Source organism: Variovorax sp. P5_A3, from assembly GCF_056400665.1.
The window spans coordinates 19276-44619 of sequence record NZ_JBFUKW010000021.1 but is presented as its reverse complement, the minus strand read 5'-3'; the positions used below and the strand labels follow the sequence as shown (position 1 = coordinate 44619).

Annotated in this window: 29 protein-coding genes and 1 pseudogene; 8 read left to right on the top strand and 22 right to left on the bottom strand. The window is 65.5% G+C overall.

The genetic code is table 11. The features are described 5' to 3' along the window. From AC1D3B_RS26330 to AC1D3B_RS26295, 8 genes are all read right to left on the bottom strand, one after another. A complete protein-coding gene (locus tag AC1D3B_RS26330) occupies positions 1-1575 on the bottom strand; it encodes an MFS transporter (protein ID WP_478193618.1) in 1575 nt (524 codons plus the stop codon). Next, positions 1568-1963 (bottom strand): DoxX family protein, encoded by a 396-nt coding sequence (locus AC1D3B_RS26325; RefSeq protein WP_478193617.1) that lies wholly within the window; start codon positions 1961-1963, stop codon positions 1568-1570. Before AC1D3B_RS26325 ends, AC1D3B_RS26330 begins: the two co-directional genes overlap by 8 nt. Next, a complete protein-coding gene (locus AC1D3B_RS26320) occupies positions 1963-2406 on the bottom strand; it encodes a hypothetical protein (RefSeq protein WP_478193616.1) in 444 nt (147 codons plus the stop codon). Before AC1D3B_RS26320 ends, AC1D3B_RS26325 begins: the two co-directional genes overlap by 1 nt. A 57-nt stretch (positions 2407-2463) precedes the next feature. Beyond that, on the bottom strand, positions 2464-3093 hold the full coding sequence (locus AC1D3B_RS26315; protein WP_478193615.1) for a hydrolase: 630 nt from the start codon (positions 3091-3093) through the stop codon (positions 2464-2466). 67 nt (positions 3094-3160) lie between these two features. Then, positions 3161-5050, bottom strand: a complete 1890-nt coding sequence (locus AC1D3B_RS26310; protein WP_478193705.1) for an amidohydrolase — start codon at positions 5048-5050, stop codon at positions 3161-3163. Positions 5051-5154: 104 nt separating this feature from the next. Further along, positions 5155-5445, bottom strand: a complete 291-nt coding sequence (locus AC1D3B_RS26305; protein ID WP_478193614.1) for a XapX domain-containing protein — start codon at positions 5443-5445, stop codon at positions 5155-5157. A gap of 13 nt (positions 5446-5458) precedes the next feature. After that, the gene (locus AC1D3B_RS26300) at positions 5459-6112 is read right to left on the bottom strand and encodes a hydrolase (protein ID WP_478193613.1); all 654 of its coding nucleotides are present in this window, start codon (positions 6110-6112) and stop codon (positions 5459-5461) included. 135 nt (positions 6113-6247) lie between these two features. Beyond that, positions 6248-6967 (bottom strand): pirin family protein, encoded by a 720-nt coding sequence (locus AC1D3B_RS26295; RefSeq protein WP_478193612.1) that lies wholly within the window; start codon positions 6965-6967, stop codon positions 6248-6250. A 166-nt stretch (positions 6968-7133) separates the two neighbouring features. On the opposite strand from AC1D3B_RS26295, the gene AC1D3B_RS26290 reads away from it, so the two are divergent. After that, positions 7134-8051: a LysR family transcriptional regulator gene (locus AC1D3B_RS26290; RefSeq protein WP_478193611.1), complete on the top strand. Its 918-nt coding sequence runs from the start codon at positions 7134-7136 to the stop codon at positions 8049-8051. Between the two features lie 22 nt (positions 8052-8073). Here the strand turns inward: AC1D3B_RS26290 and AC1D3B_RS26285 are convergent, their stop codons facing one another. The 3 genes from AC1D3B_RS26285 to AC1D3B_RS26275 form a co-directional block, all read right to left on the bottom strand. Continuing rightward, the gene (locus tag AC1D3B_RS26285) at positions 8074-8991 is read right to left on the bottom strand and encodes a helix-turn-helix domain-containing protein (protein WP_478193610.1); all 918 of its coding nucleotides are present in this window, start codon (positions 8989-8991) and stop codon (positions 8074-8076) included. Between the two features lie 68 nt (positions 8992-9059). Beyond that, positions 9060-9515, bottom strand: coding sequence for a hypothetical protein (locus AC1D3B_RS26280; protein ID WP_478193609.1), 456 nt, complete (start codon positions 9513-9515; stop codon positions 9060-9062). 92 nt (positions 9516-9607) lie between these two features. Then, positions 9608-9985, bottom strand: coding sequence for a winged helix-turn-helix transcriptional regulator (locus AC1D3B_RS26275; protein ID WP_478193608.1), 378 nt, complete (start codon positions 9983-9985; stop codon positions 9608-9610). Between the two features lie 112 nt (positions 9986-10097). Here AC1D3B_RS26275 and AC1D3B_RS26270 point away from each other — a divergent pair, with 112 nt between their 5' ends. The 4 genes from AC1D3B_RS26270 to AC1D3B_RS26255 all read left to right on the top strand — a co-directional run bounded on the left by AC1D3B_RS26270 (position 10098) and on the right by AC1D3B_RS26255 (position 12367). Beyond that, on the top strand, positions 10098-10832 hold the full coding sequence (locus AC1D3B_RS26270; protein ID WP_478193607.1) for an SDR family NAD(P)-dependent oxidoreductase: 735 nt from the start codon (positions 10098-10100) through the stop codon (positions 10830-10832). A 98-nt stretch (positions 10833-10930) separates the two neighbouring features. Further along, positions 10931-11344 (top strand): GFA family protein, encoded by a 414-nt coding sequence (locus AC1D3B_RS26265; protein WP_478193606.1) that lies wholly within the window; start codon positions 10931-10933, stop codon positions 11342-11344. Between the two features lie 22 nt (positions 11345-11366). After that, positions 11367-11966: an NADPH-dependent F420 reductase gene (locus tag AC1D3B_RS26260; RefSeq protein ID WP_478193605.1), complete on the top strand. Its 600-nt coding sequence runs from the start codon at positions 11367-11369 to the stop codon at positions 11964-11966. A 59-nt stretch (positions 11967-12025) separates the two neighbouring features. Next, positions 12026-12367 carry a nuclear transport factor 2 family protein gene (locus tag AC1D3B_RS26255; RefSeq protein ID WP_478193604.1) on the top strand — a complete coding sequence of 114 codons (342 nt, stop codon included), beginning with the start codon at positions 12026-12028 and terminating at the stop codon, positions 12365-12367. Positions 12368-12374: 7 nt separating this feature from the next. Here AC1D3B_RS26255 and AC1D3B_RS26250 read toward each other — a convergent pair whose 3' ends face one another. Next, positions 12375-12965 (bottom strand): TetR/AcrR family transcriptional regulator, encoded by a 591-nt coding sequence (locus tag AC1D3B_RS26250; protein WP_478193704.1) that lies wholly within the window; start codon positions 12963-12965, stop codon positions 12375-12377. A gap of 156 nt (positions 12966-13121) precedes the next feature. Between AC1D3B_RS26250 and AC1D3B_RS26245 the strand changes: the two genes are divergently transcribed. The 3 genes from AC1D3B_RS26245 (at position 13122) to AC1D3B_RS26235 (ending at position 15142) form a co-directional block, all read left to right on the top strand. Beyond that, on the top strand, positions 13122-13874 hold the full coding sequence (locus AC1D3B_RS26245; protein ID WP_478193603.1) for an SDR family NAD(P)-dependent oxidoreductase: 753 nt from the start codon (positions 13122-13124) through the stop codon (positions 13872-13874). A gap of 88 nt (positions 13875-13962) precedes the next feature. After that, complete coding sequence (locus AC1D3B_RS26240) at positions 13963-14595, top strand: class I SAM-dependent methyltransferase (RefSeq protein ID WP_478193602.1); 633 nt, start codon at positions 13963-13965, stop codon at positions 14593-14595. Between the two features lie 145 nt (positions 14596-14740). After that, on the top strand, positions 14741-15142 hold the full coding sequence (locus tag AC1D3B_RS26235; protein WP_478193601.1) for a nuclear transport factor 2 family protein: 402 nt from the start codon (positions 14741-14743) through the stop codon (positions 15140-15142). A 278-nt stretch (positions 15143-15420) separates the two neighbouring features. On the opposite strand, the pseudogene AC1D3B_RS26230 reads toward AC1D3B_RS26235, so the two are convergent. From AC1D3B_RS26230 to AC1D3B_RS26185, 10 genes and pseudogenes are all read right to left on the bottom strand, one after another. Next, a pseudogene (locus AC1D3B_RS26230) lies at positions 15421-15967 on the bottom strand (IS6 family transposase). Between the two features lie 382 nt (positions 15968-16349). Continuing rightward, positions 16350-18707, bottom strand: coding sequence for a xanthine dehydrogenase family protein molybdopterin-binding subunit (locus AC1D3B_RS26225; protein ID WP_478193600.1), 2358 nt, complete (start codon positions 18705-18707; stop codon positions 16350-16352). Then, positions 18700-19197 (bottom strand): (2Fe-2S)-binding protein, encoded by a 498-nt coding sequence (locus AC1D3B_RS26220; protein WP_478193599.1) that lies wholly within the window; start codon positions 19195-19197, stop codon positions 18700-18702. Before AC1D3B_RS26220 ends, AC1D3B_RS26225 begins: the two co-directional genes overlap by 8 nt. Then, positions 19190-20107, bottom strand: coding sequence for an FAD binding domain-containing protein (locus AC1D3B_RS26215; RefSeq protein WP_478193598.1), 918 nt, complete (start codon positions 20105-20107; stop codon positions 19190-19192). Before AC1D3B_RS26215 ends, AC1D3B_RS26220 begins: the two co-directional genes overlap by 8 nt. Positions 20108-20189: 82 nt before the next feature. Further along, positions 20190-20588 carry a lactoylglutathione lyase gene (gloA, locus tag AC1D3B_RS26210; RefSeq protein WP_478193597.1) on the bottom strand — a complete coding sequence of 133 codons (399 nt, stop codon included), beginning with the start codon at positions 20586-20588 and terminating at the stop codon, positions 20190-20192. 46 nt (positions 20589-20634) lie between these two features. Next, a complete protein-coding gene (locus AC1D3B_RS26205; protein ID WP_478193596.1) occupies positions 20635-21687 on the bottom strand; it encodes a branched-chain amino acid ABC transporter permease in 1053 nt (350 codons plus the stop codon). Between the two features lie 41 nt (positions 21688-21728). Further along, positions 21729-22658, bottom strand: a complete 930-nt coding sequence (locus AC1D3B_RS26200; protein ID WP_478193595.1) for a branched-chain amino acid ABC transporter permease — start codon at positions 22656-22658, stop codon at positions 21729-21731. Beyond that, a complete protein-coding gene (locus AC1D3B_RS26195; RefSeq protein ID WP_478193594.1) occupies positions 22655-23389 on the bottom strand; it encodes an ABC transporter ATP-binding protein in 735 nt (244 codons plus the stop codon). Before AC1D3B_RS26195 ends, AC1D3B_RS26200 begins: the two co-directional genes overlap by 4 nt. Next, on the bottom strand, positions 23389-24132 hold the full coding sequence (locus AC1D3B_RS26190; RefSeq protein ID WP_478193593.1) for an ABC transporter ATP-binding protein: 744 nt from the start codon (positions 24130-24132) through the stop codon (positions 23389-23391). Before AC1D3B_RS26190 ends, AC1D3B_RS26195 begins: the two co-directional genes overlap by 1 nt. Continuing rightward, entirely contained in the window at positions 24129-25337 is a 1209-nt protein-coding gene (locus AC1D3B_RS26185) for an ABC transporter substrate-binding protein (RefSeq protein ID WP_478193592.1), read from the bottom strand. The genes AC1D3B_RS26190 and AC1D3B_RS26185 overlap by 4 nt, the downstream gene beginning before the upstream one ends. Between the last annotated feature and the right edge of the window lie 7 nt (positions 25338-25344).

The window sequence follows — 25344 nt, the reverse complement described above, 5'->3', positions numbered from 1 at the left end:
CTAGAGTGCAAGAAAGTGATGTACCGCGGGCTTTTCGGGTCCGATGTGGAAGCGAATCGCTTCGCTTTGCAGGTCCGCATCGGCGTTGGACACGCGGTGGTGCTGGCGCAGATGTTCCGCCCACGATTCGACGAGGAACCACTCCATGACCCGGCTGGGATCCGCGGTGTGCTCCTGCACGCCCCAGGCGTAGGCACCGTCGCGACGGCGCTCCAGCGACAGGCGCTTCATCGCCTGCAGGAACGCGGGGCGATCGTCCTGGCGGATGCGGTACTCGACCTGGATCATCACCGGCCCGCGGTCGTGCGCCACGGGCTCGGCGAGCAGCGGTTCGGGCCAATGGTTCGATGCCTGCAGATCGGACTCGCCCGCAGGCAGGCGGACCCGATGAAAGACTACGCCGACGACCAGCAGCCCGACCGCGCCCGCCACCAGCGTGGCAGGCACGCCGATCTGCTGCGCGATCAAGCCCCAGCCGAGGCTCCCGGCCGCCATCGCGCCGTTGAAGACGGTCAGGTAGACGGCCAGCCCCCGCCCGCGCACCCAGTTCGGCAGGATCGCCTGCGCCACGCCGTTGAGCGTGGTCAGGGCGACGATCCAGCCCAGGCCCAGCAGCAACAGCAGCAGCACGGCCAGCCACTTCGGCGGTGCGAACACCAGACTGGCCATGACGGCGGCCGTGAGCACAGAAGCCAGCAGGACCAGTCCATCCGCGTCGAGGCGCTGGCGCAGACGCGGCATGACCAGGGCGCCGACGATGGCGCCCACGCCCACCGCGCCCAGCAGGACGCCGTAGAAGCCGGCCGTGCCGCCGAGCATCTGGCGCGCCACCAGCGGCAGCAAGGCCCAGACCGAACTGGCGAAAAGAAAGAACACCGCCGCGCGCAGCAGCACCACGTGCAGTTCCTTGCTCGCACGCGTGTAGCGAAGGCCGGCGCGAAAGGCGCCGAGGAAGTCTTCCGACAGGCCGGTGTCGGCCACGGCGGGCCGCTTCCACCACAGCAGCGCGGCGATCACGAACACATAGCTCAGCACATCGGCCCCGTAGGCGGCCGCCGCGCCGAGGCTGGCGAGAACCAGACCGCCCGCCGCCGGGCCGATCGAGCGCGCGATGTTGATGCCGAGCGAGTTCAGCGCCACCGCATTCTTCAGGTCAGCGCGCGGCACGAGTTCAGGCACGATCGACTGCCAGGTCGGCCCCATCAGCGCGGCGCCGATGCCACCGACGAAGGTCAGCGCAATCAGGTACTCGACGGTCAATGCGCCGGTGTGCGACAGCACCAGCAGCGTGCTGCTGACACTGGCCAGCAGGAGTTGCACGGCGATCAGGAATCGCCGGCGATCGAGGATGTCGGAGAGCACCCCGGCCGGGATGGCCAGCAGGAAGACCGGCAGCGTCGCCGCCGTCTGGATCAGCGCCACGGCGGTCGGGCTGGCGGACAGATCCGTCACCAGCCACGAACTCGCCACATCGCGCATGAAGCTGCCGATATTGCCCAGCACCGTGGCCGCCCACAGCACGGCGAACACGGGTTGGCGCAGCGGTGCGAAGCCGCCTCGAGCGGACTCAGCCATGCGCGCGCTCCTGCAGGTCATGCCAGGCGACCAGCAGGAAACCGCCGACCAGTCCGAGGTGCTCGAAGAACGAGTTGGCCGCCATGAATCGCTCGGGTGGCGGCATCTCCCAGAAGCGCAATGCAACGAAAGTGGCGAACAACGTGAAGCCGGCCAGCGCCAGTGCGCCCAGCCATCGGTAGAAGCCCGTAAGGATGAGCGCCGAGGCGCCCAGTTCCAGGACGATGACCGCAATGGCCAGAGGTGCGGCCGGCGACAGGCCGAAGTGGTTCATCTCGGCGATCGCTGATCCGAAGTCCACTGCCTTGTTGAAGCCGCCCTGCAGGTAGGCGGCGCACAACAGCAGCAACGTGATCCAGCGCAAGGCGGGTCCGGGTTGCCAGCGCATCAGACCGCCCTCCGGGCGCAGCCGAGCGCGCTCGACGAGATCTCGATGTCGGCACTGGGCAGCGTCGTCTGCGGCCTCCCGTACGCGCGACCGCCGTAACTCTCGGACGAGAGGGTCGCGGCATCCGCAGCCGTGGACGGCTGCAAGGCCTGGCAGCGCGCCTCGGCTCGAGAGATGGTCGAATGGAAATACTTCAACGGATTGAAGCTGAGCAACCAAAACCGCGCCGTGGGATCCGTGCGCGATGCGGACCAGGCTTCCACCACTTGCGCACGCGTCGACGTGGAATGCCAATGGGCAGCGGATTCGTCGATGGTCGGATCGTCTGCGCGAGCGGCGGACATGCCGGCCGCAAGCACCAGCATCAGCGACAGGCTGCGTGCAGTTCGCGCCAGTGGAAGAGTGAATCGAGAAGCTTTCTGAGAACTTCCATCAAGGATCATGGAGGACATCTTCCGAATCTGAAGAAAATGAATTGACAGGGTCGTCCGGGGGACTGGTCACTTGGAAGGAAGCATGTCCCGCGCGTAGTTGAGGCCGATGCCGTAGCCGCCGCCGTTACGTTCGACGATTGCTCTCGCGGCTTGGTAAGTGTCCTGGCGCGTCCAATCACGTTGCAGCTCGAGCAAGACCTGGAGCCAGCTCGTCATGACGGCGCCGCTGGAACTCATCCGTTGAAGAGCAAGCTCATGGCCCGACAGGGTCAGCCCACCGCAGGCATCCGCGACGACATAGGCCTGGAAGTCGGACGCCTGCGCGCAGACCACGGGGAAGGTGATGCATGCTTCCGTCAGCATCCCCGAGAACAACAAGCGCCGGCGCCCGGTCGCCCGTATGGCCGCCAGCACGTTCGGGTCCTCCCAGACGTTCATTGACCTGCGATCAATGATGGTCTGACCCGCGAGCAATTCGCGCAGCGCGGGAAGCAGCGGCCCGCTGTACACCTTGGTGGCCGAGGTGCTGACCACAATAGGAAGCTTGAACGCCAGGGCGGTGCTGACGAGCGCAATCGTGTTGTTGAGCAGCGTTTGACGGTCGATTGACTGGACGCCGAATGCCAAGCCCGCCTGGTGGTCGATCAACACCAGCGCGCAGTTCTCTGGAGTCAGAAGATTTTCAAGAGCGTCCATGATGATTTCGATCGTGAGGAGTGTTGCTGAAGCATTCGAGGCGGGTCACACAAGAGCGGACTCCGTGTCAGACGGCCCAGCAGGCGCAGCCCAGGGCGCCCCAGAAGCTTTTGAGGTCGGACGCCGGCACCTTGCTCGCCCAGGCCGACGCGTGGCTGTGGCCATGGATGCCGCAGCCGCTAGCGCAGCCGCAGGCCGCCGCTGCCTGGCGCAGTGTCTTCTGCAAGGGCGCGCCCTCTTGGTCGCCCCAGGCGCCGTAGCCACCGAAGCGGCGCGCCGGCGACCAGTCGGGCATGGCCGGCGGCGGCGCACCCTCGTCGTGCGGCTCGAAGGCGCCGGCCGCATAGACCACCTTGCCGCCCACCATCGTGAGCAGCGCGGTCGTGTCGGCGATCTCGGATTCGGGGCAGCCGAAGAAGTCGCGGTCCGGCACGATCAGGTCGGCGAGTTGGCCCGCCTCGATGCGGCCCTTCTTGCCGACTTCGTTGGAGAACCAGGTGACGTTCTCGGTCCACATGCGCAATGCTGTCTCGCGGTCCAGGCAGTTGCGCTGCGGCGTGATCCGCAGGCCGCCCACCGTCCGGCCCGTGATGAGCCAGGACAACGATACCCACGGGTTGTACGAGGCAACACGCGTGGCATCGGTGCCGGCCGACACCTTGACGCCCTTCTGCAGCATGCGCTTGACCGGCGGCGTGGCCTCGGCTGCCGCGGGACCGTAGCGCTCCACGAAGTACTCACCCTGATAGGCCATTCGGTGCTGCACCGCGATGCCGCCGCCGAGCGCCGCGATGCGGTCGATCGACTTCTCGGAAATCGTCTCCGCGTGGTCGAAGAACCAGTTCAGGCCCGCGAGCGGAATGTCCTGGTTCACCTTCTCGAAGACATCCAGCGCGCGGGTGATGGTCTCGTCGTAGGTCGCGTGCATACGCCAGGGCCAGCGGTTCTGCGCGAGGATGCGCACCACCTCTTCCAGCTCGCCCTCCATCTCGGGGCCCATGTCGGGCCGGGGCTGGCGGAAGTCCTCGAAGTCGGCGGCCGAGAACACCAGCATCTCGCCGGCGCCGTTGTGGCGGAAGTAGTCATCGCCTTGCTTGTATTTCGAGCTCGCGGTCCAGTTGAGAAAGTCCTGCTTCTCCTGCTTGGCCTTCTGCGTGAAGAGGTTGTAGGCGAGGCGGATGGTCAACTGGCCGGCGTCGGCGAGCTTCTGGATGACGTCGTAGTCCTCGGGATAGTTCTGGAAGCCGCCCCCGGCGTCGATGGCGCCCGTGACGCCGAGGCGGTTCAGTTCGCGCATGAAGTGGCGCGTCGAGTTGAGTTGGTAGTCGAAGGGAAGCTTCGGCCCCTTGGCCAGCGTGGCGTAGAGGATGGCGGCGTTCGGCTTTGCCAGCAGCAGTCCGGTCGGGTTGCCCGACGCGTCGCGAACGATCTCGCCGCCGGGCGGTGCCGGCGTGTCCTTCGTGTAGCCGACGGCGCGCAGGGCGGCGCCGTTGAGCAACGCGCGATCGTAGAGGTGGAGGATGAACACCGGCGTATCGGGCGCCACGGCGTTGAGTTCCTCCATCGTGGGCAGGCGCTTCTCGGCGAACTGATGTTCGGTGAAGCCGCCCACGACCCGCACCCACTGGGGCGCCGGCGTGATCGCGACCTGGCGCTTGAGCATCGACATGGCATCGGCGAGGCTGCGGACGCCGTCCCAGCGCAGTTCTAGGTTGTAGTTGAGGCCACCGCGGATGATGTGCAGGTGGTTGTCGATGAGGCCGGGCAGCACCGGCTTGCCCATCAGGTCGATGACCCGCGTCTTGCTCCCCGCCAGAGGCAGGATGTCCTCGTCGCGGCCCACCTGGGTGAAGCGGCCGTCCCGGATAGCGACAGCGCTGGCAACGGGATTCGCGCGGTCCAGCGTGGTGATGCGGCCATGATGGAGGATGAGTTGCGGAGCTTGTGCGTCGACCATGTCGGGTGTCCTTGAAGACAGTTGCTGCGCCAGGCTGGGCGCGGCGAGGGCGGCGCCCAGCGTGCCGAGAAAATGCCGGCGGCGCCGGAGATCGAAGTCGTCTGTCATGCGCTGTGATCTTCGGCCCGGGCCGGCTCTGACGCCGTGAGCTTCGGCTTCGCGCGCTGCGGAAGCTCGCCGAACATGTGCGGCTTGACCTGGTGGTGCAGCCACGAGGTCGAGGCCGGATTCGAGGCGAACATCTGCTTGACCAATGGTGGTAGTTGCTCACCCGCGAGGATTCCGAGCAGCCCGACCAGTGCGATGATCGGCGGCGCCGGCGAGCGCACGCTGAAGAGCGCGTAGATGACGCCGACCAGCACGCCGAGCGCCAGGGAAATGAGGTACGGCTTCATCGCGCCCGCCCGCTCAGCCTTCGTGCGCGCCGAACATGGTCTTGGCGTAGGTGATGCCGAGGCCGTAGGAGCCGCCGAACTTCCTGGCGATGCCTGTCGTCATCTCGTAGGTGTCGGTGCGTGCCCAATCGCGCTGCATCTCCAGCAGGTATTGCAGCGAGGTCATCGGCCGCGCGCCGGCCTGCACCATGCGGTCCATGGCGCGGTTGTGCGCTTCGGCGGAGACGTCGCCGCAAGCGTCCGAGATCACGTAGACCTCGAAGCCCTGGTCGATCGCCGACAGCGCGGGGCCGACGATGCACACGCCGGTCCAGAGGCCGGCGAGCACGATGCGGCTCTTGCCGATCTCGTTGACCTGCTGGATGACATTGGCGTCCTCCCACGTGTTCATGGAGGTGCGGTCGAGCATCTTCTGGTTCGGGAAGGCGGCCTTGATCTCGTCGAACATCGGTCCGGAGAAGCTCTTTTCCGCGACGGTCGTCAGGATTGTCGAAGCGCCGAATCCGGCCGCGGCGTGCGAGATCAGCGCGGCATTGTTGCGCAGCGTGACCGCGTCGATCGAGTGCGTGGCGAACGCCATCTGCGACTGGAAGTCGATCAGGATCAGCGTGTGGTCCTTCGGCGTGAGCAGCTTGGCGCCGGGGGTCGGGGTGGCTTTGATGGACATGGGGTGACTCCGTGGTTTGTGAGAGGAAACTGAGGGGCGGCGTCCGGCGTGAATCTTCGTTTCGGCGCGGACGCTCGTCTTGTCGATTAGTGAGGCTCTTTGGACATTTGACGTCCCGCCAGACCCGGAATGCGGTCAGAACGAGGGCAGTTCATTCGGCCGCAGGTCGAACACCAGCACCTCGGCGCCGTCGCCGCGCGCCAGGTCGAGCCGCTGCTCGTCGCGCACACGCGCGCCGTCGCCCTCGGACAGGCGTTTTCCATTGACCTCGACGCTGCCGCGCGCCACGTGAACGTAGGCATAGCGCTCGGGGCCGAGCGCCAACGAGGCGCTTCCTTCACCGTCGAACAGGCCCGCGTAGACGCGGGCGTCCTGGTGCACGGCGAGCGAACCGTCGGTGCCGTCGGGCGAAATGATCAGCCGCAGCCGCCCGCGCTTTTCTGCCGGCGTGAAGTGCACTTGCTGATACCGCGGCGCGACGCCCTTGGCATTCGGCAGGATCCAGATCTGCAGGAAATGCAACGGGTCCGAGGAGGACGAATTGAACTCGCTGTGCCGCACGCCGGTGCCGGCGCTCATCATCTGAACGTCGCCGGGCCGGATGATCGACCCCGTGCCCATCGAGTCCTTGTGCTCGAGCGCGCCGTCGAGCACGTACGAAAAAATCTCCATGTCGCGGTGCGGGTGCGTGCCGAAGCCACGACCTGGATGCACGCGGTCGTCGTTGATCACCAGCAGGTCCGAGAAGCCCTCCTGCGCGGGATCGTGGTAGTGGCCGAAAGAGAAAGTGTGGCGGGACTTCAGCCAGCCGAAGTCTGCGATTCCACGGTCATTGGCACTGCGAACTTCCAGCATGTCTCATTTCCTTTGATGTTCACTGAATTCGATTGGATTCACGATGAGCCTCGAAGACAATCCCCAAGGCATGGCCAAATCTTCTTGCATCGGATAAGGCCCATGGGCGAAACTTTTCGCCCCTTATGATCGATTTTTTCGATCATCCAGCCCGAAGGACCCGCACGTGCTCAAACTCAGCCTGGAAGCCATTGAGGTCGTGGACGCCATCGCGCGCCATGGCTCCTTCGCCGCCGCCGCCAACCACCTGAACAAGGTGCCCTCCACGATCTCGTACGCCGTTGGCAAGCTGGAGGAGCAGCTCGGCATGCTGCTGTTCGAACGCAACGGACCGCGCGTGACCCTCACCGCCGCGGGCGAGGAGATGCTCAAGGAAGGGCGCTGGCTGCTCGGCGCCGCGGGCGACCTGGAATCCCGCATGCGGCAGATCGCTACGGGCTTCGAATCAGAGTTGCGGCTCGTGCACGATTCGCTGATCCCGACGCAGGCGCTCATCGACGACGTCCGGGCCTTCGAAGCGCTTCGCTGCGGGACGCGGCTGCGCATCGGGTGCGAGGCACTGACAGGAAGCTGGGAGGCGCTGCGCGAGGGGCGCGCCGATGTCGTCATCGCCGCGGGCGAAGGGCCGGCCGGCGGCGGCTACCAGGCCGTCACCGTGGGCAGTCTTGAATTCGTGTTCTGCGTTGCGCCGACACATCCGCTGACCCGGCTGGATCGCCCTCTCCAACGCGGCGACCTGCTGGGGCATAGCGCCATCGTGGTGGGGGACAGCGCCCGCACGCTGTCGGACCGCACCATCGGCCTTCTCGCAGGCCAGCAACGCATCACGGTGCCGTCGATGGCGGCCAAGATCGCCTGCCAGACCGCGGGCCTGGGGCATGGGTTCCTGCCCAAGGCCTGCATCCAGGGCGAACTCGCGCGCGGCACCCTGGTGGAACTTCCCACCGAAGAGCCTCGTCAGCCCGAAGCCTTCTGGCTGGCTTGGAAGACGGGTGCCGACGGCCAGGCCCTGCAATGGTGGGTGAAGCAGTTGAACAGGCCGCTCGTACCCGCACTGCTGCCGCACTCGGTCTGGATGCCGTGATCCACACGGTACCGTGCCCGGATCAGGCAGCCCGGCTGCGACGCCAGCGCGCCGGCGACGTGCCGGTTCGCGCCACGAACACACGCGTCAAGTGGCTTTGATCCGCAAAGCCGCAGGCCGCGGCAATCTGCGCAATCGAGAGATCGGGCTCGCTCAGCAGGCGCCGCGCCGAATCCACGCGCTGGCTCACCAGCCAGTCGTGTGGCGCCTGTCCGGTGGACTGCTTGAAGGCCTTGCTGAAATGACTGCGCGAAAGCGCGCACTCTCGCGCGAGATCGGTCAGCGAAACGTCCCCGGCGAGGTGTTCCATCAGGAACGCCTTCGCGCGACGCTCCTGCCAGGGTGCCAGTCCTCTTGAACGCAGCGGCGCAGCACGCCGCAGGCCACCGTAGACATGAATGACGTGGGCCTTCAACGCGAGGGCCACATGATCGATGAACAACGTGCTTGCTTCCTCCGGGACCATCAATGCAGGCAGCATCGCCTTTCCCAGATTTGCAATCACCGGATCCACGGTGCCGCCATCGCAACGCAGCGTGTCGACGCGCGGCACCTCCATCTCCTCGGCGAACGAATCGATGGTCGCGCGGGGCATGTGGAACAGCATGGAGTGAAATGGGCTGCAGACGTAGGCGGAGGCACGCTCCGACAGATCAGCAATGTGAAACGCTCCCTCTTGCTGCAAGCCCAACTGGAGCGAGGCGCCGCCCCTGACGATGCGCCGGCTGCCTCCCGAAGTGATCTCGACGCTCAGCAGGAACGCGTCTTCGGGCGGCAATGGCGGCAGCACGAAGAGATGCGGGAGCTCATGCTGCATGCGCGCAACACCGAGCTCGGAGCCCCTGCGCGATGTGGTGACGAGAGACGGCACGGTGTCGATACCGTACTGTCGCGCGAGCCGCTGGCCGAACCAGCAGTCGGAGCGATGAATGGTTGCCATGTTTTGGTGGAATGCGTCGCGGCGATAGTACCAAGGGAAGGTCGGCGGGACAGGATCTGCAAACGCTCCTAGAGCTGCCTCAGCTGCTGCAGCATGCTTGGAATCAGCTCGCTGATCGTCGGATGAATCGGGACGCTGGTGGCTACCTTCCTCACATCAACGCCTGCGGCCATGACGTCCAGCAACGAATGCACCACCTCGTCGGCGTCGATACATACGAAGGTCGCGCCGAGCAGACGCAACGAGTCGGCGTCAACGAGCACCTTCATGAAGCCTCGGGTCTCGGAGCGCTCCCTCGCCCGGCCGACGCGCGACATGGGCATGAAGCCGACGAGGACCCGACCTCCGCGGTCACGCGCCTGGCGTTCGGAATCACCGATTCTTGCCATTGGCGGGTCGACATAGAGAGCATATGGCGGCGCTCGACCATCGATGCTCCGCTCCTCGCCGTCGGGCAGATTCGCCGCCACGACCTCATAGTCGTTCCAGGAGGTGTGCGTGACGGAAGACTGCGCGTCATCCAACCGCCGCTTTCGGGCAGTTTCGGCGTCCGCTGTAGGCCCGGTTAGGGCCCGTTGCTGCCTCTCGCTGCTTCAGATGAGTGACGGCGAACCGGTCATTCGGCTTCCTGCTGAACCAGGCTGTCGCGCTCCGCGAAGATGCCTGCCATCTCCGCCGCGTTCTTAGTTCCCCAGGTGCACAGCGGGATGATCGCGTCGGCCAGGCTGCGACCGAGCGGGGTCAGCGCGTAGTCCACGCGCGGCGGTACTTCGTTGTAGCTTGTCCGCGCCAGCACCCGATCGGCCTCCAGATCCTTCAGCGACTGGATGAGCACCTTGTCGCTGACGCCCTCGACCAGTCGCTTCAATTCGCCGTAGCGCTTCGGGCCGTCGCGAAGGAAGAACAGGACCAGCGGCTTCCACTTGCCCGAGATGACGCGGAGCGTGGCATTGAGCCCGCAGCCAGTGCCGCAGATTTCAGAAGACGTCGTCATTTTCGATACTTACCAAAAAGTGCATACTTGTCCTTAGGTTATCAGGAGTGCATATTTGTTGGCAAGGAAGCAGATCGCTGCGTCCAGACGACTTCAACGAAAGATGCATCTCATGAACAGACTGAATGGAAAGACCGCCGTGATCACCGGTGGCGCGACCGGTATCGGCCGCGCCGCGGCAAAGCGATTCATCGACGAGGGTGCGTTCGTCTTCGTCTTCGGCCGCCGGCAGGAAGTGCTCGACGCCGTTGTGGCCGAGCTCGGGCCCAATGCCCGCGCGGTAAAGGGCTCGGTCTCCGACGAGGCCGACCTCGACCGGCTCTACGCCGCGGTGAAGGCCGAGCGCGGAAGCCTCGACATCGTCTTCGCCAATGCGGGGGCGGGAAGCCAACTTGCGCTCGGCAGCATCACCGCCGAGCACATCGACGAGACCTTCGACACCAATGTGAAGGGAACGATCTTCACGGTCCAAAAGGCGCTGCCGCTGATGGGCAAAGGCGCCTCGATCATCCTGACCGGTTCGAGCGCCGGCACCACGGGCGCCCCGGGGATGAGCGCCTACAGCGCGAGCAAGGCGGCGGTGCGCAACCTCGCGCGCACCTGGGCCGAGGACCTCAAGGGCACTGGCATCCGGGTCAACGTGCTCTCGCCCGGGGCGACGGCGACCGACCTCGCGAAGGAAGCGCTGGGCGAGGAAGGCCAGAAAGCCTATGCCGCGATGACTCCACTCCAGCGCATGGCCGATCCGGCGGAAATCGGAGCGGTGGCTGCCTTTCTCGCCTCGTCGGACAGCAGCTTCATGACCGCCAGCGAGGTCGCCGTCGACGGCGGCCTGGCGCAACTCTGACGCGCGGAGTTCGGCCCGGGGCTGCAGCGAACTTCATGCGGGCGAGGCTCCGACAGGGGCCTTTCCAACCTTCACTCACAGCGGACAAAGGAAACACGATGACGAAGAGAACCTACCGTGGCTCGTGCCACTGTGGTGCGCTCGCCTTCGAGGCCAAGATCGACTTCGACAAAGGAACGACGCGCTGCAACTGCTCGATCTGCACCAAGTCACGCTTCTGGTTCGCGATCGTGCCGCCTGAAGATTTTGAAGTCGAGAGAGGCAAAGACCAGCTGACCGATTACGCATGGATTCCTCCCGGCAAATCCGAGTCCCACCTTCGCTACCGCTTCTGCAGGACCTGTGGTGTCCGCGCCTTCGCAGAGGGAAACGAAGCGAAGTTCTACGCTGTGTCCATCGCCGCGCTGGACGGCATCGAGCAGGACGCCGACCAACTCGCCAGGACCTTGAAATACAACGACGGCCGTCACGACGACCTGAAGCATGAGCCGGCCGACACCCGCCTCCTGTGAAATTGGCAAGAAAGGAATCTTTATGAGCTACGCAATCATCGGCTTCGGCAAGATCGGCCAGGCGCTGGCCAAGGCGTTTGCCCGAAGCGGCGTCGCCGTTTCAGTGGCCACGACCCGCGACCCGGAAAGCTTCGCATCAGACGCGGCCACGATCGGCCCGCAGATCAGTCCCGCGACACTGGCGGAGGCCGCGAAAGCGGACGTCGTCTTTCTGGCTGTCCGCTTTGAATCACACGCAGGTGTCGGGGGCGCGCTTTCCGATTGGCGGGGAAAGATCGTCGTCGACGTGACCAATGCCTACGGCGTGCCTCCCGAGACATTGGGAGGACAGCCTTCATCCAAGTTCGTCGCACAGGCCTTCCCTGGTGCCCGGCTGGTCAAGGGCTTCAACCATCTGGGCGCTGCCGTCCTCGACCAGGATCCGGCTGTGCACGGCGGAAAGCGAGTCGTGTTCCTGTCGAGCGACGATGAAGGCGCTGCAGCAGAGATTGGCGAGCTCGCGAAAAAGCTCGGCTTCGCGCCGATCCTGCTTGGCGGGCTTTCCGAAGGTGGACTGCTCATGCAGGCACGCGGAAACAGCTGGGGTCGCCTGATCTTCAAGGACCTGGTCAAGTTCGACTGAAAGGACGATGCCCGAATCGGGTCGAGCACGATCCGATTCGCGCCTGCTGAAAAGACACGATGAGCACCGAGAACAACGTCAAGGTCGTGAAGAACTTCTTCGCCGCCATCGGCCGAGGCGACAAGCAGGCTCTGCTGGCGCTGGTCGCGGATGTGCTTCAGAAGGCGTCCGATGAGGTGGAGATGACCTACCCGGAACCTCCGGAATTCGTGGCGCAGGCAGATCGTGTTCTGGTCGTCGGCGTCGCGACGGGAAAAATCAAGGCCACGAACAAGCCATTCGAGGACCACTGGGTTTTCGACATCACGATCCGGGACGGCAGGCTGGCGACGCTCCGCGAGTACATCGACACGCAGGCCATGGCGTTGGCCGCGCGGATGGACGCGTCGGCGCCGGCATAGCGAAGCCTCACCGCTCGGGCTTGGCAGGTCGCTTGGCGACACCGCGACTCGGCAGATTCGGCAAGATGGCGCTGGCGACGATGTGGGATAGATGATCGGCCCGCGGCGCGAACGCCGGCAGGTCGACAAGCCAACCGAGCGCCGACATCAGGCCGAACAAGTCGTCCCCATTCATGTCGGCGCGCGCCTGCCCCCCGGCCTGTGCGCGAAGCAGCAGGCGCGCGCTCGCTGAGTGCACCGCTGCACACGCGGCATACAGAGCGGACTCCGGGTTCGTGTGGGCGGCTGCCATCATGGCGACAACGCCTCGATAGCTCTGCGCGAACGCCATCCATTCGCGGAACCATGAAACGAGCGCCTCACCGGGTGCATCCGACTTCTCGAGTCCGCCCGCCGTCTGTACCAATGCGTCCAAGTGTGTGCACAACAGCGCTTCGAACAAGGCTTCCCGCGTCGGGAAATGACGAAGCAGCGTGGCCAATCCGACCTCGGCCCGGCGCGCTATATCGCGCATGGACGCGTTGACACCGTGCTCGGCGACGACCTCGCGCGCGACCGCAAGGAGATGGGTTCGATTCTTCTGGGCGTCGGCTCGCATAGGTCCCTTGACAAACGGATCACCGATCCGTATATTCGGATCACTGATTCGGATAAAGCGAATTTTGATCTGGATCGGTGATCCAAATGATACAGCGCCTATGTGCCAATCGGAACAGCGGCGCCGCGTCACACCACAAACGAAAGGTTGAAGATCATGAAGAAACTAGAAGGTAAGGTTGCAGTCATCACGGGCGGGAGCAGCGGGATTGGCTTGGCCACGGCCAAGCGCTTCGTGGAAGAAGGTGCGCACGTTGTGATCACTGGGCGACGAGAGAAAGAGCTGGTGGAGGCTGCCGCCTCCATCAAGAGAAACGTTACGACGGTCGTGGGCGACGTGTCGCGCTTGGAAGATCTGGACCGGCTCTATGCCGTCGTGAAAGAGAAACACGGTCACATCGACGTTCTCTTCGCGAACGCGGGCGCGGGGACAATCGCACCGCTCGCGGTAGCTACTGAGGCGCATTTTGACCAGACCTTTGACGTGAACGTGAAGGGGCTGTTCTTTACGGTGCAGAAGGCCCTTCCCCTCTTCAAAGACGGCGGTTCGATAATCCTGACCTCTTCAGTCTCGAACGTGCTCGGGCTCCCAGGGTTTACCGCCTACGCCGCGAGTAAGGCGGCTGTGCGCAACCTCGCGCGCGGTTGGACTTTGGAATTGAAGGACCGCCACATCCGCGTGAATTGTGTGAGCCCCGGAGCAATCGATACCCCGGCATTGGCGACGACGACAGGCCTTACCGCTGAACAGGTCGAGCAAGCGGTCGCACAGTTCACCACGCAGATCCCGATGGGTCGCAGAGGCGTCCCCGAGGAAATCGCGGCAGCCGTCACGTTCCTCGCCTCTGATGAAAGTTCTTACATCACCGGTGTGGATCTCGCCGTCGACGGAGGCATGGCGCAGGTCTAGTACGAGAGTGCAGATCAACGGTGGACCCGCCGTGGATCGCCCCCTCGCACGCCGCGCTCGTCGAATGCCAACCGTAAAGGAGATTCCGATGTACGACCAAGCCAAGCTATCCGAGTTGATCCAGTTCGCACGAGTCGATGCGGGCTCCACCGTCATCGACGTTTACCCGGGCGATGGCGACTGGACCCGTCTCTTCTCCGACATAGTGGGACCCGCAGGACGGGTCTTCAGCTTTGTGCCGGCCGAAGTCGCCCACTTCAAGAACGATCCGGTCGGCCGGATGCGAACGCTTGCGACGGAGCCGGGCCGAGAGAACGTGGAAGCCGTTTCGGCGGACCTCGTGGCGATGCCGGAGGTCACGCAACAAGCGGATGTTCTTTGGATGCATCTGTTCTATCACGATCTCCACACCGCGCTGATGCAGGCCAAGGGCGCGACGGCGGCCCACTTCAATCGAGCTGTCTACGAGCAGCTGAAGCCCGGCGGGTACTACGTCATCGTGGACCACGCCGCCACCGCCGGGCTGGGCACGAGCGACGCGCAGTCGCTGCATCGGATCGAGCCTGCGGCCGTTCGCGAGGAGGTGGAGGCGGCCGGCTTCGTACTGGACGCGGAAAGCTCCATGCTCGCCAGAAGTGACGATCCGCACTCGATCAAGGTGTTCGATCCTTCGATCAAGGGCGAAACGGATCGTTTCGTCTATCGGTTCGTGAAGCGCTGACAGGTACCCGCGGCGACGGGTGCGACCTGACCGACGCGAACCTCAAGACGCCATCGTTCCGTCCCTTGCTCCAGTCGCGGGTTTCTTTCGATCGTGTCCGATTAGGTCGGACACGATGCGCTGTAATGTAGATGGAGACATCTCGATGAGCACACAAGCGAATGTCCAGACTGTCAAGGACTTCTTTGCGGCTGTTGGCCGCGGCGACCAGCGGGGTCTGCGAACCTTGTCGGACGATGACATCGAGTGGATCATTCCGGGTGCGGACTGGCCGCTGGCCGGCACGCACCGCGGGCACGCGGGTCTTGCCGACTTGCTGCACATGTCTTCCGAGTTGGAGACTTCGTTTCCGGAGCCCCCCGAATTCATTGCGCAAGGCGACCGGGTTCTGATGATCGGCTTCAGCCGCGGGAAGGTCAAAGCCACGAACAGGACGTTCCAGGACCACTTCGTCTTCGCCATCACTGTTCAAAACGGCAAGGTGACGAAAATCCGCGAATACATCGACACGCTCGCCATGGCGCGGGCTTCCGGACCAACTACTTGATGCAACGCACGATGAATCTCAGAGAAGTCGCGAACAGATTGCAGGCAGACGCGGACGGCAGCTTCCGCCGAGTCCGGTCTAACGCGGACCTCAGCTTTCGGAAGCGGAAGTTCAAGCAGACGGCGTCTCGTCGTTTTGCGCGCCAGGCGCGACACCGAGGCGCCAGGCCGCAGGCACGACGCCACAAGCTCAGACTTCGCCTTCTCGTCGTACACACTGCGCCCGTCGCTTGTGACCCACCACCAGTCGGCGCTTGAGATCTTCCAGATCGTCTGTCACTACGTTCCCGCGTTCGTTGACCGCATACGCTTGAGTGCGAAGTGCTGGCGGATGGGACCGAAGCTCGAGAGAAAGGCCTGCGTGCGCTCAGGCAGGCGAAAGCCTCGCATGCGCCGCTCGCGTTCACGGGTGGGCTGATGGCTGTTTTCGGCACGGTTGTTCACGCGGGCACTGGCCTTCACGAAAGAAGCGTTTTGCTGCGACCTTGTCGCGGCGTTTCTGCAGAAGAACGTCGAGTTCAGCGCCATACTGATCGACGGCGCGCCACAGCAGCTAGGATTCGCCGCGCAGCGTCACGAACATCTCGTCCAGATGCCAGGTCGAGCCCGGCTTGCGGCGTGCGCCCTTGGCGCCATGCGCAAAGCTCGCGCCGAATTTGTCGCAGCAGCGCCGGATCGTCTCGTAGCTGACGACCACACCGCGCTCGAACAGAAGCTCCTCGATGTCGCGCAGGCTCTGTTGAAATCGAAAATATCAGCGCACGGCCCGGCTGATCACCACCGCCGGGAACCGCCCGTGATAGAGCGATCTCGTCGTCTTTTGCATCGATCAAGCTTACGCCATCAACAATGTGACAGTGCCCTGCAGAGCACCTTGCGGGTGAAAGCCAAGAGCGAAGTAGCCCACCGGATCTACAGCCTGTGGGACAAGGTGTGCCGCGAAGATGTCTTGCACGAAGCCTACCGACGCTGCCGCGCCAATCCCGGCGCGCCGGGAGGCGAAGGAGGGCATTTTTGTCGTTCCCATATGCACTTGCGGCTGCAATATCCACGACACTACACAGCTCTCAGTCGCTGGCCACAAGGCTGTGCAGTACGAATGATGAGTCTTTCAGATGGAGCCAAAGTTCGTCCCATCTCATCAGTTCCACGACAATGAGATGCAGAGTCGCACAAGTCCCCAACTCGGGGCATTGGTACCCTGTGGTTCAGCCATGCAGGTAGCTGAACACCCGTTCCGGCGTCAGCGGCAGCTCGCACAGGCCGCGGGTGCCGCCCAGTGCGTCATGCACGGCGTTGGCGATTGCTGCCGGGATCGGGATCGTGCCGCTTTCACCCACGCCCTTGGCTCCGTTGAGCGAAAACGGTGATGGCGTTTCGGTGTGGGTTGCATCGAAGTCGCCCAGATCGCCCGCGAATGGCAGCCCGTAGTCGTGCAGTGACCAGGTCAGGGGCTGGGCATCGGCACTGTAGACGATCTCTTCCGACAAGGTGGTGCCTGCGCTCTGCAAGGCGCCTCCCAGCACCTGGCCTTCCACGATGCGCGGATTGATCTGGGTGCCGCAGTCGTGACCGAACACCAGCCGCTGCAGCGCCACGGTACCGGTGGCGGGGTCAACCTCGACTTCACAAACCGCTAACCCGTAGGGAATCGCCAGGCCAGGCGGGTCGTAGCCGGCCTGGTCTGCCAGCCCCGGCTCGAGTCCTTCGGGATGGCTCACGTAGAGGTAGGCGGCGCGCGCAATGTCGGCCATCGGCACCGAGACTTGCGGATCGGCAATCGACCGAACCTGCCCGGCCTCGACCACCACCGCATCGAGGTCAAGCTGCAGCAGGTGCGCGCCCCAGGTCTTGAGGCGGGTCAGCAGGCGGCGGCTGACCAGCGTCACGCACGAGCCGCAAACGCCGGCGCCCCGGCTGGCACCGCTCGCATAGCCGGTGAACGCGGCGGTCTGTGTGTCGTTCGCCACCACCAGGATGTGCTCGATCGGCAGGCCGAGTTCGTCTGCACAGGTCTGTGCCATGGCGACCTCCAGGCCCTGGCCCATCAGCGTCTGGCTGATGAAGACCGCCACGTGGCCCGAAGGCTCCATCCGGATGGACGCCATGTCGAAGCCGCTGGTGCGGATGCCGAGCAGGGTTGTCAGCCAGGACGGCGCAAAGTTCGTCACCTCGGTGTAGAACGCCATGCCGACGCCGACCAGCCGGCCTTCGGCACGCGCTTCTGCCGCGCGCTGGCAGGCCTGCGCGTAGCCAAAGCGCTTCAGCGTGAGGTCCATCAGCGTTGCGTAGTGGCCGCTGTCCAGCACCAGGCCTGTCGGCACCGAATACGGCATGGCCTCGGGCGTCACGAAATTGCGCCGCCGGATTTCGGCCGGGTCCATGCCCAGGTGCCGCGCTGCGATGTCCAGGGCGCGTTCCAGTGCGAAATTGGCCTCCGGCTGGCCGAAACCGCGGAACGCGCCGGTCGGCGTGCGGTGCGTGGCGAAGCCGGTGGCTTCGACGTCGATCGCCGCTATGGCGTAGGCGCCGGTCATGCAGACGCCGGACACGAACGCGGTGCCATTCGATACGGTGCCCGGATCGGCCCCTTTGTCCAGCACCACGCGCGCCTTCAGGCCCGTGACTCGGCCGTCATGCGAAAAACCCATCGCCAGTTCCACGCGTTCCGCGCGGGCATGCGTCGAAGCGACGAAGGCCTCGCGGCGGGTTTCGATCCAGCGCACCGGTTGTTCCAGCAAGTCCGCTAGGTAGGCGATCACCGGCTCTTCGGGGAACATCCAGACCTTCATGCCGAAGGCGCCGCCGATGTCGGGTGCTATCACGCGCAGCCGATGTTCCGGCCAGCCCAGGATGTGGGCCACATGGCCGCGCACCTGGTGCGGCGACTGGGTGGGCGTGTAGAGCGTCACGCAGCCGGGTTCGCCACCGGGTTCGGCCAGCACGCCGCGGGTCTCCAGTGGCAGCGCATGCACCCTCGGACTGTTGAACACGCCCTCGATCACGAGGAAGGATTCGGCGAGCAATGCCGGTACGTCGGCGCTGTTCCAGCGCGAGGTCGCGACGCGGTTATGCGCCCAGTGCGCGTGGACTGCCGTCGCATCGGGCCGCATCGCCTCGTCCATCTCGGCCACCACGGGCAAGGGCTCGATGTCGGCCGTCAACAGCGCGCAAGCGCGCGCCGCCGCCTTGCGGCTCGTGGCGACCACCACCGCGACCGCATGGCCGACGAAGAGCACGTGGTCCGTGGCCAGCGGCAGCATGCCCGAGACCTGCTGCTCGGGCAGATCGTAGGTCAAGGGCTGTGGCTGCATATGCCCGATGTCGGCGCCGGTCAGGATGTGGACCACCCCATCGACGGCCGCGGCCTGTGCCGTGTGGACGGCTAGCAGCCTCCCATGCGCAACCGAGGATCGTGCGAAGGCCGCATACAGCATGCGGGGGCGCCGCAAGTCGGCCACGTACTGCCCGCGCCCCTTGACGAAGCGCTCGATGATCGGCCGCCGCGCCGAACTGCCGACATAGGTCGTGCCCGTCAGCAGGCGTGCGTCGCTGAGGTCATTCATTGCGTACTCCTTGTTCCTGCTGCTGTCGCGCTGCCTGAACGATGGCAGCCACGATGTTGCGGTAGCCGGTGCAACGGCACATGACGGCGTTCAGGCGTTCCAGGATCAGGGCTTCGTCCGTGTGATCTCCGACCGTCGGGTCTTCCAGGAACTCTGCGGCCACAGCCAGCATGCCGGAGGTGCAGAAGCCGCACTGCGCGGCGAACTGCTCGACGAAGGCCTGTTGCAACAGGCGCCGCGTGGGCAAGGTGGCAAAGCCCTCCACCGTCTCGACGCGGCAGCCGTCAGCCTGCCCGGCCAGGGTCATGCAGGCGCGCACCGAGCGGCCATCGAGCAGCACCGTGCAGGCGCCGCAGATGCCTTCGTTGCAGCCGATGCGCGTGGCGGTCATGCCGAGTGTGTCGCGCAGCGCATCGGCCAGCGAATCGCAGGGATGGACGAGCAGCGGCGTGAGCCGGCCATTCAGCGTCACGGAAGGGGTGTCATGCATGGAGCATCTCCTGGACAAGCCGCCGGCACACCAGTGCAGCGGAAGCGCGTGCATAGGCCGGCGACGGCAGCAGCGGATCGAAGCGCGGTGCAGTGGGTGCGCTCGCGAGCAAGGCGTCCACTGCGTTTCCTGTCAAATCGTCGAAGGCAAATACGCGCCAGTGCGAGACCCACGCACGGTCCAGCAAGCCGACGGCGCCGATCCGCAGAGTCTGGGTACCGTCATTCGCCAAGTCCAGAGTCACCGCCATGCTCGACAAGGCCTTTCCGCCCGAGCGGCGGGCCGTGGTCTTGTGGAAGGCGAAGCACCGCGTGGCCGGGGGCATCGGAATCTCGACAGCCACTATGATCTCGTCGGGCGCCAGGCTGTTGCGCAACACGCCGGCCACGCAGTCGGTACTCGGCAGGCGTCGATGCGTCGTCACCACGGTCGCATCGAGCATGGCCAACGCCAGCAGCAGCGCGCCCATGGGGTTGGCCCAGGCGATCGTGCCGCCGAAGGTGGTGCGGTTGCGCACCGTGTGATGGCCGACATGGCTCACCGCCTGCTGCAGCAAGGGCTGCGTCGTGGCGTGCACGCTGGCCAGGAACTCGCTGAAGGTGACCTCGGCTCCGATGATCACCACGCCGCGCTCGCAAGCGAGGGTCTTGAGTGAAGCGATACGCCGCAGGCTCACGAGCCTGCCGGCGCTCATCATGCCGCTGCGCAGTGCCGGCAACAGGCTCTGGCCTCCGGCGACGATCCGCGCGCGGCCGGTGGCCGTGCGCAGCGCGTCGAGCGCCTGATTCAGGTCTTCAGGTTCGACATAGTCACACTCCAGCGCGACATCTTCACCGCACCACAGCGACGCGCCAGGCGCTCGGGGATCGCAGGGGTGACGGGTCGGTGGGGAAAGGGCGGCTTGAATCATCGCGAACTCCTGCGGTTGGACACATGCCGCCCCTCGGGCGACAACCGGCTTTCAACGAAAGATGGCAAAAGGGACCGATTGGTCAGAGGTCGTGCACGCCACCCTTCTCGACTAGCTCCACCTTGTAGCCATCCGGATCCTCGAGGAAGGCAATCACGGTCTGCCCTCCTTGCACGGGACCGGCGGGCCGCGTCACGCGCCCGCCCGCGGCTGCGACGCGGTCGCAGACGGCATAGGCGTTCTCCACTTCAACGGCGATGTGACCGTAGGAGTTGCCGTGCGTGTACTGGTCCACGCCCCAGTTGTAGGTCAGTTCCAGCACGGTCTGATCACTTTCCGGGCCGTAGCCAAGAAAGGCCAGCGTGTACTTGTAGGTCTCGTTGTCGGCCTGGCGCAGCAGTTGCATGTCGAGCAGGCGCGTGTAGAAATCGATGGAGCGCGGCAGGTCGCCGACGCGCAGCATGGTGTGGAGCAATCGCATGGTGGAAGTCTCAAGTGGTTGGAAAAGAGGAAATCTGATCAGTGGTTCACGCGCGCGGTGCGAGCCATTCGCGGGTGCCGACGAGGCCGGCGGGGCGGAACACGAGCACCAGCGCAAGAAAAATACCCAGGCCGATCTCCTGGCTGCCCGGTGGCAGCGCCAGGCGGACGCTGCCCAGGGCGAGTCCGGCCTCGCCGGCGCGCAGCAGTTCCACCAGCGCCGTGACTGCGAGCACGCCGGTGACAGCGCCGGTCAGGCTGCCGATGCCGCCGACCACAAGCATCGCCAGGGTGACGAAGGACAAGCCCAGGTAGAAGGCATCGACGCTCAGCACACCAAGAAACTGCGCATGCAGGGCGCCGCCCATGCCGACCAGCGCGGCGCTGAGCACGAACGCCATCAACCGGACCCTGGACGTCGGGATCGCGCAAGCACCCGCAGCGACCTCGTCTTCGCGCGTGGCACGCAGCATCAGGCCGGTGCGCGAACGCTGGAACGCGAACGCCACGGCGATGGCCAGGCAGGCGAAGGCCAGCGCCGTCCACGGCCCGACCACGGTGGGGATGTTGATCAACGAGCCGGTGCCGCCAGTGACCGAATCCCAGTTGGCGTACACGCTGTTGACGATCGCCAGGAAGGCGAAGGTGGCGATGGAGGCAGCGATGCCCGCCAGCCGGCCCAGCGCGATGCCCAGCGGCAAGGCCACCAGCGCCGACAACAGCGCGGCGCCCGCCGTGGCCAGCGCGAAACCGTACTGATGCGTGCCCAGCCATTCGGGCAGGCCGGGCAGCGTGATCGCCTTGACCATCGGCTCGGTCGTGGCCCATGCAGCAGCGAATGCGCCGATGCACATGAAGCCCACGTGACCGAACGACATGATGCCGCTGTTGCCGATGAAGACCCCCATGCCGACCACCACCGTTACACGGATCAGCATCTCGGTCACCGTGAGCAGCGCCGTCTGCGACAGGCCCTGGGTCGCCAGCAGCGTGAGGGCGGCGAGCACCGCGATCAGGGCGGCGGGCGTGGCGAGACCGTGCAGGCCCCGGGGAATGGCGGCGGGCGCGAGCGGAGCGTCCGCATAGGAGGTGGCTGACATGGCAGTGCGGTCCAAGGGTGCGTGAGAGAAGGGGGAGGCCATCAGACGCGCTCCATCAGCGCCGGGTTGCGGACCAGGCCGGCCGGGCGCAGCAGCAGCGTGACGAGCACGATTGAAAATACGAAAGCATCCCGGAAGGGCCGCAGATCGGGCGGCAGCAAGGCCTGCAGCAACACCGCCACTGCCCCGAGCAGAAAGCCACCGAGCACCGCTCCCACCAGGCTGCCCATGCCGCCGACCACGGTGGCAATGAACGCGTAGAGCATCAGCGGCACACCCAGCGTGCGCGACAGGGCGCCGGTCTGCGAGACATAGAGCAGCGAGACGATGCCCGCGAGCGCACCGCTGAGCGCAAACGCGAGGCCCACCACCCGGTGCGCACGCACACCGAGGTAGCTCGCCATGCGGAAGTCTTCTGCTGCGGCACGCATCTGCACGCCATGCCGCGTTCGGTGCAGGAACAGTGTCAGGCCGGCCACGACCACCACAGTGGTCAGGATCGTCACCACCTGCACCAGCGGCACATGCACACTGTCGCTACCCAGGGGCAGCACGATCTGGCGGTTCAATCCAGACCACAGATCGAGATTGCGCGGTCGCCCGCCATACAGGCCCAACAGCAGGTTCTGCAGCACGTAGCCAATGGCGAAGGAGGCGATCATCAGGGTCGGCACCGACGCCTTGCGCAGCGGCCGGAAGACCGTGAGGTCGGCCGCGTTGGCGGCCAGCGCGCCCACCAGCATGATCGCGGCCACCAGCAGCGGCGCCGGCAGCACCGCAAGCATCGGCAAGGTCACGCTGTCACCCGCGGCCGGCAGGATCAGGGCATAGGCGCACAGGGAAATGAGGTCGCCGTGCGCGAAGTTCACCAGGCGCAGGATGCCGAACAGCAGCCCGATGCCCAACGCCGCCAGCGCATAGAGGCTGCCCAGACTCAGGGCATCCACTGCAATCTGCAGCAGATAGCTCATGAAGTTGCTCCTGCGTGCAGCGCAGCAGCCGCCGGGTGGCCGAAATAGCTCTGCGCCAAGGCGTCGCCCTGGCGCAAGTCCGCCGCGGTCCCCTGAAGGCGCACCTGTCCTTCGCGCAGCACATACACCCGGTCCGCAGCACGCAGCAGGCGGGTGGCGTTCTGCTCGTTGACCAGCAGGCTGAGTCCCTCGCGTTCGCTCAGCTGCAGCAACAGTTCGTAGACCTGGTCCACGATCCGGGGCGCCAGGCCCAGTGAGGGCTCGTCGACCATCATCAGGCGCGGGCGCGTCAGCAAGGCACGGCCGATCACCAGCATCTGCTGCTCGCCGCCCGAGAGCTTGCCGGCCGGCATGTGCAGCCGCTCGCGCAGCCGCGGGAAGTAGGCCAGCACACGCTCGACGCCGCCCTCCACGCCGGGATGCATGTAGGCGCCGATGCGCAGGTTCTCCTGCACGCTGAGCATGCCGAACACGTGGCGCCCCTCGGGCACCAGCGTCAGCCCGAGGCGGGCGATGCGGTCCGCGCGCAGGCCGGTGATGCGGTGGCCGTCCAGCCGCACCTCGCCGTGCCGTGTCGCGATGCCGCCGGCGATAGCGGCCATCAGCGTGGATTTGCCGGCCCCGTTCGGGCCGATCACGCCGATCACTTCGCCGCGGCCGACCCGCAGCGTCACGCCCGCCACCGCCTTCAGCGCGCCATGGTGGACGTGGAGGTCGTCTACCTCGAGCATCACGCGGCCTCCTTGGCACCCAGATAGGCAGCAGCGACCGCGGCATTGGCGCGTATTTCCGCAGGCGTGCCCTCGGCCAGGGTCTGGCCGCCATCGAGCACATGGATGCGCTCGCAGACCGCGTTGACCAGCGCCATGTTGTGCTCGATCAGCAACACGCCGCAGCCAAAGCGCGACGGCAGCGACGCGATCAACTCGGCCAGTTGCGCGCTCTCCGCATCGGACATGCCGGCGGCGGGCTCGTCGAGCAGCACGAAGGCGGGGGCGTGCACCAGCGCACGCGCGATGGACACGATGCGCGCAGCGGTGTAGGGCAGCGTTCCGGCGAGTTGCCTGGCCTGCGGCGTGAGGTTTAGCAACCGCAACATGGCGTGCACATGGGAAGACGCTTCGCTTCGCCCGAGGCCCAGCCCGAGCAGGCCCGCCTCGACATTCTCTGCCACCGTGAGCCCGGCGAACAGGCGACCGGCCTGGAAGGTTCGCGCGATGCCCGCATGGCGCAGCCGTGCGGGCGACCAGCCGGCGGTGTCCGTCCCGTCGAGCCGGATCGTGCCGGTGCTCGGGCGTTGGTAACCGGAGAGGCAATTCACCAACGTGGTCTTGCCTGCGCCGTTGGGGCCGACCAGACCCAGAACCTCGCCGGGGCGCAGGCGGAAGCTCACATCGGTCAGGGCAGCGACGCCGCCGAAACGCACCGACACCCTGTCGACCGCCAGCGACTGTGAGCGATCCGGCGTGTTCATGGCTTGGCCGGCAGGCGGAACAGCAGTTGCGTCGATGGCACGAGTTCGTTGCGCCAGAGTTCGATGGCCTTGTTCTTGCCGTTCTGCACTTCCATGATGAGCAGCGGGCGGTTCACCTGGATGTGCAGCTGGTTCGAATACGTGGTCGGGCCGACGGTCAATGGCTCTTCGCGGAATTTCTCCAGCTCCGCGGTGACGGCGGGCGCCGCGGTGGCCCCTGCGCGCTGCACCGCGAGGGCCCACTGCTCCATCATGCTGTAGCCGAGCACCGCATACGCCGACTCTGGCCGTGCGCCGTAACGCGCGGCGAACGCCGTGAGGAATCTGCCAATGGCCGGGCGCGGATCGTCGCCGAAGATCGACATGTAGGTCGGCACGTAGAAGTTACTGAGCTGCTGCACCGCTGGCAGCCAGTAGGCGTCGGTCATGCCGACGTTGGTGAGGATGGGCAGGTCGATGCCGGCCGCGCGCAACTGGCGGATCGCGGAGGCGCCGCCGGGGTTGTAGGTGCAAAGGTAGAGCGCGTCGGGCGCCGGAGACATCGCGCGCAACCGGGTGATCTGCGAGGCAATGGAGGGATCGCCGTTCTTGAAACTGTCCGAGCCCGCAATGCCTTTGTCCCCCGCCACGCGCGTCCAGCCGGCTCGAAAGCCGGCGCAGCCGGACTTGCTGTACTCGATCGACTGGTCCTCCAGGATGTAGGCGCGGCGCAGGTTCTTGCGCTTGTAGGCCCATTCGGCCATCGTGATGCCTTCCACCTGCGCGGCCATGTTCGGCGTGAAGACGTAGGGGCCGATGCCCAGCGGGCCCATCTTCGGGTCGCCAGCGCCCAGGCTGAACGCCAGCTTGCCGGCCTTGCGAGCCGCCAGCGCGGCGGGTGCACCGTAGTCGTAGTCACTCGACACCACCAGCAAGTCCACGCCCTGCGCCACCAGCGATTCACCCGCCTTGGCACCTTGCTCCCGTTCACTCTTGGTGTCCGCCACCACGGTCTCGATGCGCCGGCCCAGCAGGCCGCCTTTCTGGTTGAGTTCCTCGATCTTGAGCAGTGCAGCCTTTAGCGGCGGCCCGTCGTAGGCGGTCATCCAGCCGCTCTCCGCCACCGCGAAGCCCACCTTGATCGGCGGGGACGTCTGTTGTGCGGACGAGGGCAAGATGGCGGACGCCAGTGCGATCGCCACCAGTGTTCTGGCAACAGTGTTCATGGTGCTT